Genomic DNA, 15,499 nt, shown 5'->3' with positions numbered 1-15,499 from the left:
GAGGTGACGCACATGCTGTATCCATCGATTGACGAGATGATGAAGAAGGTCGACAGCAAATATTCGCTCGTCGTGGCGGCCGCCAAACGGGCGAGAATGCTCCGGGACGGCGCCAAGTCGCAGCTGGAGTCGCCCAAATCCCACAAGCCGGTCGGCGTGGCGCTGGAGGAAATTTACCACGATCTCCTCGCCATTGAACAAGATTCGAACGCGAAATAACGGACACGGCAACAACCCCTTGGACGCGGGTTGTTCTTTTTTATCCCCGGGATACGAAAAGGAGGAATCGGACGTTTATGGTGAGCAGCAGCCTGCGGGGAAGGACGATCGTGGTCGGCGTGACGGGGGGCATCGCCGCCTACAAGGCGGCGGCGCTGGTCAGCCGGCTGACGCAGCGGGGCGCGGATGTGCGGGTGATCATGACCGAATCGGCCGCCAAATTCGTCGCGCCGCTGACGTTCCAGACGCTGTCGCGCAATCCGGTCTATACGGACACCTTCGACGAGCGGGATCCCGCCGTCGTTTCGCATATCGATCTGGCGGATCATGCGGACCTGTTCATCGTGGCGCCGGCGACGGCGAACATCATCGCCAAGATGGCACACGGGCTGGCGGACGACATGCTGAGCACGACGCTGCTCGCGACGACCGCGCCGATTCTCGTGGCGCCCGCCATGAATGTTCACATGTACGCCCATCCGGCGGTGCAGGCGAACCTCAGGCTGCTCGCCGAGCGGGGCGTCCGGTTCGTGGAGCCGGGCACGGGCCAGCTGGCGTGCGGCTACGTCGGCAAAGGCCGGCTGGCCGAGCCCGAGACCATTGCCGACACAGCGGAAGCGCTGCTCGCCGAAATGGCGCGTGAAGCTGCCGGAGGGCATCCGCTTGCGGGCCGCAGGGTCATCGTGACGGCCGGCGGCACGGTGGAGCGGATCGACCCGGTTCGCTATATCACGAACGATTCGTCCGGCAAGATGGGCATCGCAATCGCCGAGGCGGCGCGCGATCTCGGAGCGGATGTGACGCTGATCGCGGCGCGGGTGACCGCGGAGCTTCCGGCCGGCGTCGAGGTCGTCCGCGTGGAATCCGCCGAAGACATGCTGCGGGCGGTCATGGAGCGGTTCGACGCGGCGGACGTCGTCGTGAAGGCGGCCGCCGTCGCCGACTACCGGCCCGCGGTACGCCGGACGTCCAAGATGAAGAAAAAGGAAGACCGCCTGACGCTGGAATTGGAGAAAACGCCCGACATTCTCGCGGAAGCGGGACGGCGGAAGACGAAGCAGCTGCTCATCGGGTTCGCGGCGGAGACGGACGACCTGGAAGCGAACGCGATGGACAAGCTGCGGCGCAAAAACTGCGACCTGATCGTCGCGAACGACGTGACGGCGCCCGGCGCGGGCTTCGACGTTGATACGAACGCGGTGAGCGTGTTCGACGCGGCCGGCAGGACGGCCGAATGGAAAGTCATGCCGAAGCAGGAGATCGGGCTGCGCCTGATGCGGCTGGCGGCCGAGCGGCTGGCCGACCGGGAGGCGGAAGCGCCGTGATCGCCCGCGTCGTCGTCGACGTTGCCGCGCGGCAGACGGACCGGCCGTTCGATTACCGTGTCCCCGAGGAAGCCGAAGCGTGGATCGAGGTCGGCAGCCGCGTCGCGGTGCCGTTCGGCGGAAGGACGGTGCAAGGATTCGTCGTCGGTTTCGCGCAGGAAGCGGAAGTGGAGCCCGGCCGTCTGAAGCCGATCGGCGAACTGCTCGATCCGACGCCGCCGCTTCGTCCCGATCTGATCGAATTGGCGCGCTGGATGGCGGATACCTACGGCTGCACCTGGACGGCGGCCATGCAGGCGATGATTCCCGCGGCACTCAAGGGCAAGGCGGAACGAATGGTCAGTCTGGCGCAAAACCCGGGAGCCGCGGATCACGCGGAAGCGGCGCCCGGCCTCTCGGATGCGCTGATCGCCTGGCTCAAACGATACGGGCCGGTGAAGCTGACCACCCTGCTGGAACGGTTCCCCGACGAGGCGCAGGCCGTCAGCGGTGCGCTGCGGCGCGGCGTGCTTGCCGAATCGGCGCAGGTCAGGGACCGGCTGTCGGTGAAGAAGATTCTGACCGTCTTCCCGCCCGAGGACCGGGCGGCGGCCGAGGCGGCCGCCGCGGCGTTTCCGGCGAGGCTCACGAAACAGCGCCAGGCGCTCCTGCATATGCTGGAGCGGAATGAGCCGGTGCCTCTGCGCAGGCTGGCGGAAGAAAGCGGGTTCTCGGAATCGATATTCCGCGCGCTGGCGGACAAAGGGCTGCTCAGCATCGAAGCGGTGGAGGAAGACCGCGACCCGTACGCGGGACGCCGGTTCACGCCGACCCGGCCGCTGCCGCTGACGGATGCGCAGGCCGCCGCGTACCGGCGCATCGCGGAGGCGCTCGAAAGCGGAAAGCCTGCCGCGATGCTGCTGCAGGGTGTGACCGGCAGCGGCAAGACGGAAGTTTACCTGCAGGCGATCGAGCGGTGCATCGCGTCCGGCCGGCAGGCGATCGTGCTCGTGCCGGAGATCGCGCTGACGCCGCAGATGGTCGAACGGTTCAAGGGGCGGTTCGGCAGCGATGTAGCCGTCATGCACAGCCGTCTGTCGCTGGGGGAACGGTACGACGAGTGGCGCAAAGTCCGCGACGGCCGCGTCCGGGTGGCGATCGGGGCGCGCTCGGCCGTGTTCGCGCCGTTTGAGCGGATCGGCCTGATCATCATCGACGAGGAGCACGAATCGTCCTACAAGCAGGAGGAGAGCCCGAAATATCACGCGCGCGACGCGGCGGTGCACCGGGCCGGACAGCACGGCGCGGTCGTCGTCCTCGGCTCGGCGACGCCGTCGCTCGAGAGCTTCGCCGCCGCGCGGCTCGCGCCCGCCGCGGCCGCGGCGGAAAGCGGCGGGCAGGCGGACGGTCCGGCCGCCCGGGTGTGTCCCGGCGCGGCGCTCCGGTCCGCCGAATGGCTGCCGCTGCCCGAACGGGCGCTCGGCCTGCCGCTGCCGCCGGTGGACATCGTCGACATGCGGGAAGAGCTGGCCGCGGGCAACCGGACGATGTTCAGCCGCCGGCTGCGCGAGGCGCTGACGCAGCGGCTGGAACGCGGCGAACAGACCGTGCTGCTGCTCAACCGGCGCGGGTACAGCACGTTCGTCATGTGCCGCTCCTGCGGTTATACGGCCGGCTGTCCGCATTGCGAGATCGCGCTGACCTACCATCAGCGGAGCGGTGTGCTGCGCTGCCATTACTGCGGCCATGCGGAGCGGCAGCCGGAGGAATGTCCGGCGTGCGGCAGCCCGCATATCCGTTATTTCGGCACCGGGACGGAGCGCGTCGAGGAGGAATTGTACCGCGCGTTCCCCGGTATCCGCGTCATCCGGATGGATGTCGACACGACCGGCACGAAAGGCGCGCATGAGAAATTGCTGTCGGCGTTCGGCCGGCGCGAGGCGGATGTGCTGCTCGGCACGCAGATGGTGGCGAAAGGTCTTGATTTTCCGCTGGTCACGCTGGTCGGCGTCATCGCCGCGGACACGTCGCTCCATCTGCCGGATTTCCGCGCGGCGGAGCGGACGTTCCAGCTCATCACGCAGGTCGCCGGCCGGGCGGGGCGGCACGATCTGCCCGGCGAGGTGGTCGTGCAGACGTATTCACCCGACCATTACGCGATCCGCGCGGCGCAGCGCCACGATTATGACGGGTTCGTGCGCGAGGAGCTGCGTGCCCGGCGGCTGCTGTCGTATCCGCCGTTCTGCCGGCTGGCGCTTGCGACGCTGTCGCATCCGGAGCTGCCGAAACTCGCCGAGGCGGCCGAGAGGTTCGCCGCGGCGCTGCGCGGCGCCGCCGCCTCCGCCGGGCTGCTGAAGCCGCTCGCCGGCGGTTCGGGGGCGGCGCTGGAACTGGTCGGCCCCGCGGCATCGCCGATCCCGCGCCTCAAAGATCGCTACAGGTGGCAAGTTATGATAAAATATCGGGGAATCGTCGACGCGGCGGGCCTGATCCGGCAGGCGGCCGAAACGCTCGCCGGGGACCGTTCCGCAGGGGACGTCCAGATCAGCGTCGATGTCGATCCTCAAGTGATTCTGTAAATTTGATTCTGTAACCAGAAGGATGTGCAAAACCGCATGGCCATCAGGCTGATTGTGAAAGATCCCGATCCCGTGCTGCGGGAGCGCGCGAAAGAAGTGACCAGGTTCAACGCGAATCTGCACAAGCTGCTTCGCGACATGGCCGACACGATGTACGACGCGAAGGGCGTCGGGCTTGCCGCGCCGCAGATCGGCATTCTGAAGCGGGTCATCGTCGTCGATGTCGGAGACGAGCACGGACTGATCGAGATGGTGAATCCGGAGATCGTCGAGCGGGAAGGCGAGCAGATCGGGCCCGAAGGGTGTCTCAGCATTCCGGGCCTGAACGGGATCGTCCGGCGCGCCCGGCGGGTTGTCGTCAAAGGGCAGGACCGGGACGGAAATCCGTTCACCATCGAAGCGGAAGGGTATCTGGCGCGCGCATTCCAGCATGAGGTCGATCATCTGAACGGCGTGCTGTTCACCGATATTGCGGACGAGGTTTATAAAATTCCGGAATCGACAGGGCAGGAAGAAGAGGAAGAATGAAGGACATTCGCATCGTATTCATGGGGACGCCCGAGTTCGCCGTGCCTTCGCTGCGCGCCCTCGCCGCGTCCGGATACCGGATCGCGGCCGTCGTCTCCCAGCCCGACCGGCCGCAGGGCCGCAAGCGGGTGCTGATGCCGACGCCGGTGAAGGCCGCGGCGGAAGAACTCGGCATTCCGGTGCTGCAGCCGGAGCGCGTGCGGCGTCCGGAAGCGGTGGAGGCGATCGCCGCTTATGAGCCGGATCTGATCGTCACGGCGGCGTACGGGCAGATTCTGCCGAAATCGCTGCTCGATCTGCCGCGACTCGGCTGCATCAATGTGCACGGGTCGCTGCTGCCGAAGTACCGCGGCGGCGCGCCGATCCAGCGTGCGATCATGAACGGGGAGACGGTCACCGGCGTGACGATCATGTACATGGCCGAAGGGCTCGACACCGGCGACATGATCAGCCGGGTCGAGGTGCCGATCGAGCCGGACGACACGGCCGGCACCCTGTTCGCCAAGCTCAGCGAGGCGGGAGCCGAACTGCTCGTCCGCACGCTGCCCGGCATCATCGCGGGAACGGCGCGGGCCGTGCCGCAGAACGACGCGGAGGCGACCTATGCGCCGAACTTGACGCGCGAGGACGAGCGCCTCGACTGGTCGCGCGGCGCGAAGCAGCTGTATGACCAGGTGCGGGGACTTTCGCCGTTCGCCGGCGGGTATACACTCTTGAACGGCGAAGTGTTCAAAGTGTGGCAATGCCGGCCCGCAGACGGGCCCGGCGGCGGGGCGGATGCGCGTCCCGGAACGATCCGGGCGGCGGGCGGCCGGCTGTTCGTCGCGGCCGGCGACGGCTGGCTGGAACTGCTGCAGGTGCAGCCCGCCGGCAAGAAAGCGATGCCGGCCGCCGAGTGGCTGAAGGGAATGCGCCTTCCGCCCGGCGCCGCATTCGGAGGATGATGACGATGTTGACCAGACGCGGCACAACGGCGCGGGAAGCCGCGCTCGACATGCTGCTGCGCGTCGAGAGGGAAGGCGCATACAGCAACATTGAACTGAACCGGACGCTCAGAAGCGCCGGTCTTTCCAGGACCGACACGGGGCTCGCGACGGAGCTGGTGTACGGCACGATCCAGCGCCGGCTGACGCTCGACTACTGGCTCGCCCGGTTTGTCGCGCGCGGACTGGACAAGCTGCAACCGTGGGTGCTGACGCTGCTGAGGATGAGCCTGTATCAGCTCGTCTATCTGGACCGGGTTCCGCCGCACGCGGCGGTCGGCGAAGCGGTCAAGATCGCGAAGAAGCGCGGACATCCCGGCGTCGTCAGCCTGGTCAACGGCGTCCTGCGCAGCCTGGCCGGCTGCCGGGACGAATTGACGCTGCCGGATGATCCCGATCCGGCCCGCCGGCTGTCGCTGAAGCATTCGTTTCCGGAATGGATGGCCGCGCGCTGGATCGAATCGTACGGCGAGGAGACGGCGGACAAGATCATGGCGGCGCTCAACGAACGGCCGAAGACGAGCATCCGGGTGAATCGTCTGCGCGGCGGCCGCCGTTCGGTGCTGGAGCGGCTCAAGGCGGAAGGATACGACGCGAAGCTGTCGCTGATCACACAGGCCGGCATCGTCATTCGCCGGGGCGGGAACCTGGCCGGCACGGACGGGTACCGCGACGGCGAATGGACGGTGCAGGACGAAGCCGCGATGCTGGTCGCGGAAGCCTGCGACCCGGAACCGGGCATGCGGGTGCTGGACTGCTGCGCCGCGCCCGGCGGCAAGTCGACCCATCTCGCGGAACTGATGGGCGACGTCGGCGTCGTCCTGGCGAACGACATCCATCCGCACAAAGAGCGGTTGATCGTCGAGCAGGCGCAGCGGCTCGGCCTCACCTCCGTCCGCACGTCGGTGTGCGACGCAGCGGAGCTGCCGCGCCGCGTCGGCGCCGAATCGATGGACATCGTGCTGCTCGACGCGCCGTGCAGCGGCTTCGGCGTCATCCGCCGCAAGCCGGAAATCCGCTGGACGAAAAAGCCGGAAGACATCGACGAGATCGCCGCGGTCCAGCACCGGCTGCTTGCCGCCGCGTCTGCGCTCGTAAAGCCCGGCGGATTGCTCGTGTACAGCACCTGCACGTTCGAGCCGCGCGAGAACGAGGAGCAGATCGCGAAGTTTCTGGCTTCGCATTCCGAGTTTGCGCCGGATTGCGTTTGGCCGCAGTCGATTCTCGACGGCTTCCTCGCCGCCGGCATCCCCGAACCGTCGCCCGAGACCGGTTCGGTGACGCTGCTGCCGCACATGGCGGGAACGGACGGCTTCTTCATCGCGCGGCTGCGCAAACGCTGGTAGCGGCGCCGCCGGCCCGAAGTGGTTCGAACCCGGCCGGCTGTGGTAAAATATATGGATAATGGCGGCGCTGTCCGGCAGTCCGCGGCGCAAGCCGCTGCCGGAACGGTTCCGGCAATTGACAGCGGATGGAGCGAAACGATGAAACCTTTCATATACGACTATACGCTAGACGAGCTCAAAGATTGGATGAAGGAAGCCGGAGAGCCCGCGTTCCGCGCGGACCAGCTGTTCGACTGGCTGTATGTGAAGCGCGTCCGGTCGTTCGAGGACATGACGAACTTGCCGAAGGCGCTCCGGGCGAAGCTGGATGAGGCGTTCGCGTTCGTGGCGCTCTCGGAGATCACGCGGCTCACATCGAAGGACGGAACGGTCAAATATTTGTTCGGCTTGCATGACAACCATGCGATCGAGACGGTCGTTATGCGCCACAACTACGGCATCAGCATCTGCGTCACGACGCAGGTGGGCTGCCGGATCGGCTGCACGTTCTGCGCGTCAACCCTCGGCGGGCTGAAACGGAACCTGACGGCCGGCGAGATCGTCGCGCAGGTGGTTACGGCGCAGCAGATGCTCGATGAGACGGTCGAGCGGATTGCAAGCATCGTCATCATGGGATCGGGCGAGCCGTTCGAAAACTATGACGCGACGATGAAGTTTCTCCGCATCGTCACGCACGCGAAGGGACTCAACATCGGCCAGCGCCATATCACGGTATCCACGAGCGGCATCGTGCCGAACATTTACCGGTTTGCGGACGAGAACACGCAGATCAATCTGGCGATTTCGATCCATGCGCCGAACGATGCGCTGCGGTCGAAGCTCATGCCGGTCAACCGGCGCTATCCGTTCGACGAGGTGATGGAGGCGATCCGGTATTACATTGCGAAGACCGGCCGCCGCGTCACGTTTGAATACGCGCTGATCGGCGGCGTAAACGACCGGCCGGAACATGCGGAAGAACTGGCGGACGTGCTGAACGGCATGTTGTGCCACGTCAATCTCATTCCGGTCAACTACGTGCCGGAGCGGAAATACGTGCGCACGCCGCGGGAAGACATTTTCGCGTTCCATCGCATTCTGCAAAGCCGCGGCATCAACGCGACGATCCGCAGGGAGCAGGGACATGACATCGCCGCGGCATGCGGACAGCTGCGGGCCAAGCATATGGAATCGATGAGGTGATATCGGATTGAGAACGGCTAACCGAAGCGACGTCGGGCGCATCCGGCTTGTCAACGAGGACCGCGCCTGGGCCGCCGAGCTGCCGAGCGGCTTGACGGCCGCGATCGTGGCCGACGGCATGGGCGGACACCAGGCCGGAGACGTCGCCAGCCAGCTTGCGGTCGACACCTTCCGCGAGGCGATCGCGTCCGTCCAGGCGGATCTTACGCATAAACAGGCGAAGACGGCGCTCTGCCAGGCGATTCTGCAGGCGAACGAAGCGGTCTTCGATCTGGCCGCGCGCAACGAGCACTATCGGAACATGGGTACGACCGTGGTGGCGGCGCTTCTGCTCGGGGATGCCGGGTTCATCGGTCATATCGGGGACAGCCGCGCGTATAAGCAGCGCGGGGATACGCTCCGGCTGCTGACCGAAGACCATACGCTCGTCAATGAACTTGCGAAGTCCGGGCAGATCAGCCCGGAAGAGGCGGCGAACCATCCGCGCCGCCACGTGCTGACGCGGGCGCTCGGGACGGAGCGGGAAGTGGAGGTCGACCTCAAGGGCTTCTCCTGGCAGCCGGGGGACAGACTGCTGCTCTGCAGCGACGGTCTGTACGCGATGGTGTCCGAGGACGAGATCCGCGAGACGCTGCTGGATGAGGATCTTGATCTTGACGCGAAAGCGAACCGGCTGATCGAGCTTGCGCTTGAAGCGGGCGGCGAGGACAACGTGACCGTCCTGCTGATCGAATACAGTGACGGGCATCCGGGGGGTGAACAGCCGGCATGATCGGACACGAACTCGGAGGCCGATACGAGATCATCGAGCGAATCGGCGGAGGCGGGATGGCGCTCGTCTACCGGGCGCACGACATTTTGCTGAACCGCAATGTCGCCGTGAAAATTTTGCGCCAGCAATTCGTCCACGACGAGGAATTCGTGCGCCGCTTCAACCGGGAGGCGCAGGCCGCGGCTTCGCTCTCGCATCCGAACATCGTCAGCGTCTACGATGTCGGGCAGCAGGACGACACGCACTATATCGTCATGGAATATGTCGAGGGGCGGAACCTGAACGACATCATCAAGGAGCGGGCGCCGCTGCAGCCGGACGAAGCGGTGCGGATTGCCGTGCAGATCTGCGACGCGCTCGACCACGCCCATCTGAATCAGATCATTCACCGTGACATCAAACCGCACAACATCCTGATCGGCAAGAACGGACGGGTGAAGGTGACCGACTTCGGCATCGCGCGCGCCGTTACGTCGTCGACCATCACCCAGACGGGATCGGTCGTCGGTTCGGTGCATTATCTTTCGCCGGAACACGCCAAAGGCGTCGTCACGGGCGAGAAATCGGACTTATATTCTCTCGGCGTCGTATTGTACCAAATGGTGACGGGGCGTCTGCCGTTCCTCGGCGAAAGCCCGATCAGCGTGGCGCTCAAACATCTGCAGGACGGGTTCGAGGAACCGCGCCAGGTCAATCCGCTCATCCCGCAAAGTCTGGAGAACGTCATTCTGCGCGCGATGCGCAAAAATCCGGACGAACGGTACGCTTCGGCCCGGGAGATGCTGAACGATCTGGAGACCTGCCTTTCCCCGGAGCGGCTTCACGAGCCGAAGCTGACGTTCGACGAAGACGAGGTGGATCCGGAAGCGACGCGCATCATGCCGGCCATCCGCGGGACGGCCGAGGCGCAGACCTCGGCGCGCAGCGGCGGCGAGGACGGCGAAGATGAGTCGTTTCCCGACGAGCCGGAGTGGATCGACGAGTCGAAGCCGCGCAGATGGGTCAAGCCGGTGGCGGCGCTCGTTCTGACGATCGTCTTCGCCGCGCTGGCGATCTGGGGCGTGCGGATGGTGCGCGACATTCTCGACACGGACGAAGTCGACGTGCCGTATGTCGTCGGCATGCAAGAGGCGGCGGCCCGCGAGCGGCTGGAGGCGGAAGGGCTGAAGGTCGAGGACCCGGTGATCTACGAGGAGAACGATGAAGTGCCGGCGGGCGTCGTCATATCGCAGAACAAGATGAACATGCGCGTGAAGACCGGCTCATATATCCAGCTTACCGTGAGCAGCGGACCGAAGCTCGAGACGATGGAGAATTTCGTCGGGCGCAAGTACGCCGATGCGCAGATGCAGCTGGAAGCGCTGGGCATGGCAGCCGATCTTCAGATCGAACGTGAAGACGTCTTCGACGAGGCCGAGCCGGGCATCATCATCGAGCAGTCGATCGCAGCCGGCGAGCGGTTTGATCCGAAGACGGCGCGCATCAAATTCGTTGTCAGCAAGGGGCGCGAGACGTTCGACATGCCGACGCTGATCGGGAAATCGTTGGACGAGGCGAAAAAAGTACTGGAGCAATACGAACTGAAGCTCGGTCCGGATGAAGGCATCGTGCGCGCGCCGAGCTACAAGCCCGAAGGCACCGTCATCGACCAGTTCCCGTACATGCCGGGCGACCCCGTCGCCAAGGGCGACGAAGTGACGCTGACCGTCAGCTCCGGACTTCCGGAAGACGCGCTGCGCTACACGTTCAATATCTCGATCTCGCCGGCCGTTGCCGGCCGGGCGAGCCAGATCCGGATCGAGTACTCCGACGCGACCGGAGAGAAGATTGACTGGGGGACGCGGCGGATCGAGCAGACGGAATCGTTCCCGGTCGAGGTCGTGCTGGCGCCGAATACGGAAGCGATCGTGACGATCTACCGTGACGGCCAGTTCACCGATTCATTCTCGGTCACCTATGACGAAGCGAAAGCCGGCGGCCGGGGCGTCCAGTCCGTGCCGGGCGCACCGGCCCAGGAGGATCAGCCGGCGTCGGGCGTCCCGCAGGGGGCCGGCGCGAACGGGGAGGCCGTACCGGGCACGCAGACGGAAAGCGGCCCGGATGTCCTGTCGTCCGACCCCGGTGCGGACCCCGGCGCCGAATCGCAGTCCGAAGAAGGGCATCAGGAGGATTGATGTGTGGCCACCGGACGCATTGTCAAAGCGTTAGCAGGTTATTATTTCGTGGAACCGGACAAATACGAGCAAGGCGCGGAGGGACCGATCCGCTGCCGCGCGCGCGGCATTTTCAAGAAGCGCGGCGAGTCGCCGCTCGTCGGCGACCGGGTCGACTATACCGAAATCGGCGGCGGGGAAGGCACCGTCGACCGGATTCATCCCCGCTCATCGGTGCTGATCCGTCCGCCGGTCGCCAACATCGAGCTGGCGGTCGTCGTCTTCTCCGTCGCGGAGCCTGCGCTCAACCTGCAGCTGCTGGACAAGTTTCTGGCGTTCATTGAACATGCGGGCATTGACGCCGTAATCTGCCTCACCAAGCGCGATCTGATTGACGGGCCGGACGGGGAAGAGGCGCGGGAAGCGTTCGAAGCCGTTCAGCGCATCTATCCGCCGATCGGCTACCGGACGATCGCGACTTGCGCGCGGACCGGCGAAGGCGTGGACGAACTGCGCGAGGTGCTGGGCGGCCGGCTGTCCGTCGTCTGCGGCCAGTCGGGCGTCGGCAAGTCTTCGCTGCTCAACGCCGCGGTGCCGGGGTTGAAGCTGGAGACGAACGCCATCAGCGAAAAGCTCGGCCGGGGCCGTCACACGACGCGGCATACGGAACTGGTTCCGGTGGGCAGGGGAGGCTATGTCGCGGATACGCCGGGCTTCAGCCAGCTGGATTTCGGCGAGCTGCAGGATGCGGACCTCGGCTCGTGCTTCCGCGAATTCCGCGAGCTGGCGCCTGAGTGCAAGTTCAGAGGCTGCACGCACGTGCACGAGCCGGGCTGCGCGGTCACCGCGGCGCTCGCCGAAGGGCGGATCGCGCAGAGCCGATACGACAGCTACACCGCATTTCTGGCGGAAGCGAGCGAGAAGAAGCGGAGGTATTGACATGACGATCATCGCGCCTTCGATCCTGTCGGCCGATTTCGGCCGGCTGGCGGAGGAGATTGCCGATGCCGAGCGCAGCGGCGGCGACTGGATTCATATCGATGTCATGGACGGCATGTTCGTGCCGAACATCACGTTCGGTCCGCCGGTCATCAAGGCGGTCCGCGGCGCGACCCGGCTGCCGTTCGACGTTCATCTCATGATCGAGCGCCCGGAGCGGTATCTGGCCGATTTTGCCGCTGCCGGCGCGGACCGGATTACGGTGCATGCCGAAGCGTGCGTCCATCTGCATCGCGTCGTCGGACAGATCAAGGAGCTCGGGCTGCCGGCGGGGGTGGCGCTCAACCCGGCGACGCCGCTCGGGTTCGTCGAGCATCTGCTGGATGATGTCGACCTGATTCTGTGCATGACGGTCAACCCGGGATTCGGGGGCCAGTCGTTCATCCCGTCCGTGCTGGACAAAATCCGGACGCTCAGGCACATGCTCAACGAACGGGGAAGGGCCGAAGTCCATATCCAGGTGGACGGAGGCATCAACGCGGAGACCGCGCCGCTTGTCAGAGAAGCCGGCGCCGATGTGCTCGTCGCGGGCAACGCCGTATTCGGACGTTCCGACCGGGCTCAGGCGATTGCCGAATTGCGATAAGGAGCTGACGCCATGACGGATCAGGAACGTATCGGGGGAAAAGACATCTTCTGGCTGTTCGCCTACAGCACGCTGATCGGTGCGCTGCTTGTCGCGTTCACGATGATTCCGACGTTCTGGCGGTTTCTTTTCTCGCTCGGCGCGCTGTTTGCCGGCATCCGCTTCTTCGCCCGGTATGAGCGCATTGCGATGCGGGTATGGCTGTTCATCCTGTCGTTCATTTATTTCATCCTCTTCACGATTGTGCTTGTCATGATCTTGTATTCGACAGGACGGATCGCGCCGGCGGATTGAAACGGAAGCTCCCGCGGAATAGGACAAAACGGTGATGCATAGGATGGTTACAGGAGCGAGACACCTGTAACCATTTTTTATGTCCGTGTATATAACTGGATTGACGATGGGCGCGCCGAAGGAGGGGATGAGCCGTGAAGTTTTATACGATCAAGCTGCCGAAATTTCTGGGCGGAATCGTGCGAGCGATCCTGAATACGTTCCAGAAGAACTGACCTCCGCCGCCCCGGCTGCCGGGCAATGCCGGGCGCTACAAGCGCGCCGGCTCCATCCGGCGCGTCGGCGCGGCTCGTCGCATCATCAGCATGCCAATCGAGTAGGAGGGGGCGGCTAGCCCCCGACCTCTCACACCACCGTACATGCGGGTCCGCATACGGCGGTTCCGAAAGGTTAACAAAGTTCCAGGTAACGAGAAAGCAGACTTTTCAGCCCTTTCGCTTCCCAGTAGGAAGTCGGAAGGGCATTGTTTGTGTTACGGGACATTTCCCACGGACCACGGCGTGAGTTCGCCATCATTCGAGCCGCCCATTCGGGCACGCCGAGTGCACGGAGATTACACAATCTGGTCTTGGGTCTCTTCCATTGTTTCCACAGACACATGCGTAGTCGCCTGCGCATCCATGCGTCGAGGTTACCACAGTGGTTCTTGGCGGCAGCCAGACGGAAATAACCGATCCATCCCATCATGAAGCGGTTCAGTCGGTTAATCCGTTCTTCCATCGTCAGCGGGCGCGAGCGGTCCGTTATCTCCCGGACTTTCTTCTTGAAACGCTGAATCGTCTTGGGTGCCAACCGGACCGTTGCCTGCTTGTTCGACAGGAAGCTGAAGCCGAGGAACTTTCGGTTCCACGGCCGGTCTACCGCGCTTTTGTCCCGATTTACTTTCAGTTTCAGCTTTCCTTCCACAAATCGGATCACCGATTCCATGACCCGTTCTCCGGCCCGCTTGCTGGCCACGAAGATGTTGCAATCGTCCGCATAGCGGACGAAGCGCAGTCCTCGTCTGGTCAGTTCTTTGTCCAAATCGTCCAGCAGAATGTTGGCAAGCAGCGGACTGAGCGGGCCGCCTTGCGGCGTGCCTTCCTCCGACCGTACGACCACGCCCCCGGTCATCACCCCGGCGTTCAGGTAAGCGCGAATCCGTTTGAGCACGCGCTTGTCCTCTATCCTCCGCGCCACTCTTGCCATCAGGATGTCGTGGTTCACACGGTCGAAGAACTTCTCCAGATCCATGTCCACGACCCAGCGGAGGCCGCTTTGGATATACTGCTGCGCTTGCCTTACCGCATCGTGCGCTCGCTTGCCCGACCGGAAGCCGTAGCTGTGCCATGAGAAGTGCGGGTCGAAGATCGGCTCCATCACTTGCAGAAGCGCTTGCTGGAGAAGACGGTCCATCGCGGTCGGGATGCCGAGCAGCCGTACGCCGCCTCCGGGTTTGGGGATTTCCACCCGTCTGACGGGCAAGGGGCTGTACGTTCCCGCAAGGAGTGCGGCTTTCACCGCTTCCCAGTGTGTGTTCAGGTAAGCTTGTAACTCCGTTACCGTTACCCCGTCCACACCGGGGGCTCCTCCGTTCTGTACCACTTTCCTGTAGGCCTTCAAGAGGTTCTCCCTTTCCAGCATCTTCTCCAGCAAGTCGTCCTGTGCTTTGCGAGAGGAAGGGGCGATTTGTGCCGGCAACGGACTCGGCACTCCAACGGTCCCTTGCGGCTTCACCGCTACCTCCCGCTGGCAGCCCTCTTGCGAGGTATTCTGCTGTCTATGCCCGTCGCGCGAACGCATCGGTTTCCTCTCTCCTTTCGGTTTGGCCCTTCCGCTTTCCTTACGTCCCGTACTCGCGTACTATGGCCTCTGCTGACTCCTGCGGATTCAGCGCAGCCTCCCGGCTGCGGTTACGAAGTCACTTCGCGTATTCCGTAGGCCTCCCCGGATAAGAGCGTCATCTTTCCGCCCGCGACCACTGGAGTTTACAGGATTAGTCCTTGGCGGCTTTGGATTTCGTTGTGTGCTGGCAACTCATCCGACTAACCCTGCCTCGAATCCAGTTCGTGTACCTTGGCCCGTGCGTTTGCCTTAGGCTTCCTTCAGATTCGGCCTCGCGACCGACACCCTTGCCCTCGGCTAATGGTAGGCGCTCGCCAGCCCCCATTCCGGACTTTCACCGTAGAGATGACGCCCATGCCGGGCGTACAACGAAACAAGCACCTGTACCGACAGGTGCTTGTTTTTTTATCCCCGTCATCCTCAGACCCTGCGCATACAACAAACTCCCGATGCAGCGGGTGCATGCGGGAGTTCGTGTTCAATCTTCGGTTATGCCGAATGCCGGCGGCCGCGATCAAACGCGGGTGACCTTGCCGGATTTGAGCGCGCGGGTGCTGACCCATACGCGTTTCGGTTTGCCGTTTACCAGAATGCGCACTTTCTGGACGTTCACGCCCCACGTGCGGCGGTTGCGGTTGTTGGCGTGCGAAACATGATTGCCTCTGCCCGGCGCTTTGCCGGTTACGAAACATTTGCGGGACATCGACATACACCTCCTTCAACCGGATGC

General features: G+C 64.3%; 15 protein-coding genes. 13 read left to right on the top strand and 2 right to left on the bottom strand.

Going from position 1 to position 15,499, the window contains the following annotated elements; genetic code table 11:
- Positions 1–12: 12 nt before the first annotated feature.
- From rpoZ to spoVM, 13 genes are all read left to right on the top strand, one after another.
- Positions 13–219 carry a DNA-directed RNA polymerase subunit omega gene (rpoZ, locus tag THECO_RS10665; protein ID WP_015255053.1) on the top strand — a complete coding sequence of 69 codons (207 nt, stop codon included), beginning with the start codon at positions 13–15 and terminating at the stop codon, positions 217–219.
- 77 nt (positions 220–296) lie between these two features.
- On the top strand, positions 297–1,544 hold the full coding sequence (gene coaBC / locus THECO_RS10660; RefSeq protein WP_015255052.1) for a bifunctional phosphopantothenoylcysteine decarboxylase/phosphopantothenate--cysteine ligase CoaBC: 1,248 nt from the start codon (positions 297–299) through the stop codon (positions 1,542–1,544).
- Positions 1,541–4,102 carry a primosomal protein N' gene (gene priA / locus THECO_RS10655; protein ID WP_015255051.1) on the top strand — a complete coding sequence of 854 codons (2,562 nt, stop codon included), beginning with the start codon at positions 1,541–1,543 and terminating at the stop codon, positions 4,100–4,102. Before coaBC ends, priA begins: the two co-directional genes overlap by 4 nt.
- Before the next feature lie 36 nt (positions 4,103–4,138).
- A complete protein-coding gene (gene def / locus THECO_RS10650) occupies positions 4,139–4,630 on the top strand; it encodes a peptide deformylase (RefSeq protein ID WP_015255050.1) in 492 nt (163 codons plus the stop codon).
- Between the two features lie 5 nt (positions 4,631–4,635).
- A complete protein-coding gene (gene fmt, locus THECO_RS22290) occupies positions 4,636–5,574 on the top strand; it encodes a methionyl-tRNA formyltransferase (protein WP_041854374.1) in 939 nt (312 codons plus the stop codon).
- A 5-nt stretch (positions 5,575–5,579) separates the two neighbouring features.
- Positions 5,580–6,959, top strand: coding sequence for a 16S rRNA (cytosine(967)-C(5))-methyltransferase RsmB (gene rsmB, locus THECO_RS10640; RefSeq protein WP_015255048.1), 1,380 nt, complete (start codon positions 5,580–5,582; stop codon positions 6,957–6,959).
- Positions 6,960–7,097: 138 nt separating this feature from the next.
- Positions 7,098–8,141, top strand: a complete 1,044-nt coding sequence (gene rlmN / locus THECO_RS10635) for a 23S rRNA (adenine(2503)-C(2))-methyltransferase RlmN (RefSeq protein WP_015255047.1) — start codon at positions 7,098–7,100, stop codon at positions 8,139–8,141.
- 7 nt (positions 8,142–8,148) lie between these two features.
- On the top strand, positions 8,149–8,913 hold the full coding sequence (locus tag THECO_RS10630) for a Stp1/IreP family PP2C-type Ser/Thr phosphatase (RefSeq protein WP_015255046.1): 765 nt from the start codon (positions 8,149–8,151) through the stop codon (positions 8,911–8,913).
- On the top strand, positions 8,910–11,087 hold the full coding sequence (gene pknB / locus THECO_RS10625) for a Stk1 family PASTA domain-containing Ser/Thr kinase (RefSeq protein ID WP_015255045.1): 2,178 nt from the start codon (positions 8,910–8,912) through the stop codon (positions 11,085–11,087). Before THECO_RS10630 ends, pknB begins: the two co-directional genes overlap by 4 nt.
- 3 nt (positions 11,088–11,090) lie before the next feature.
- On the top strand, positions 11,091–12,005 hold the full coding sequence (gene rsgA / locus THECO_RS10620; RefSeq protein WP_015255044.1) for a ribosome small subunit-dependent GTPase A: 915 nt from the start codon (positions 11,091–11,093) through the stop codon (positions 12,003–12,005).
- 1 nt (position 12,006) lies between these two features.
- On the top strand, positions 12,007–12,651 hold the full coding sequence (rpe, locus tag THECO_RS10615; RefSeq protein WP_015255043.1) for a ribulose-phosphate 3-epimerase: 645 nt from the start codon (positions 12,007–12,009) through the stop codon (positions 12,649–12,651).
- Positions 12,652–12,663: 12 nt separating this feature from the next.
- Entirely contained in the window at positions 12,664–12,945 is a 282-nt protein-coding gene (locus THECO_RS10610) for a hypothetical protein (protein ID WP_015255042.1), read from the top strand.
- Between the two features lie 134 nt (positions 12,946–13,079).
- Entirely contained in the window at positions 13,080–13,160 is an 81-nt protein-coding gene (gene spoVM / locus THECO_RS10605; protein ID WP_015255041.1) for a stage V sporulation protein SpoVM, read from the top strand.
- A gap of 175 nt (positions 13,161–13,335) precedes the next feature.
- Here the strand turns inward: spoVM and ltrA are convergent, their stop codons facing one another.
- The gene (gene ltrA / locus THECO_RS10600) at positions 13,336–14,727 is read right to left on the bottom strand and encodes a group II intron reverse transcriptase/maturase (RefSeq protein WP_015255040.1); all 1,392 of its coding nucleotides are present in this window, start codon (positions 14,725–14,727) and stop codon (positions 13,336–13,338) included.
- Positions 14,728–15,283: 556 nt separating this feature from the next.
- Positions 15,284–15,472, bottom strand: a complete 189-nt coding sequence (gene rpmB / locus THECO_RS10595) for a 50S ribosomal protein L28 (RefSeq protein WP_015255039.1) — start codon at positions 15,470–15,472, stop codon at positions 15,284–15,286.
- Between the last annotated feature and the right edge of the window lie 27 nt (positions 15,473–15,499).

Source organism: Thermobacillus composti KWC4 (assembly GCF_000227705.2).
Classification (GTDB): Bacteria; Bacillota; Bacilli; order Paenibacillales; family Paenibacillaceae; genus Thermobacillus; species Thermobacillus xylanilyticus.
Note: the sequence above shows the minus strand (reverse complement) of the source record. Positions and strands in the feature narration are given on the sequence as shown.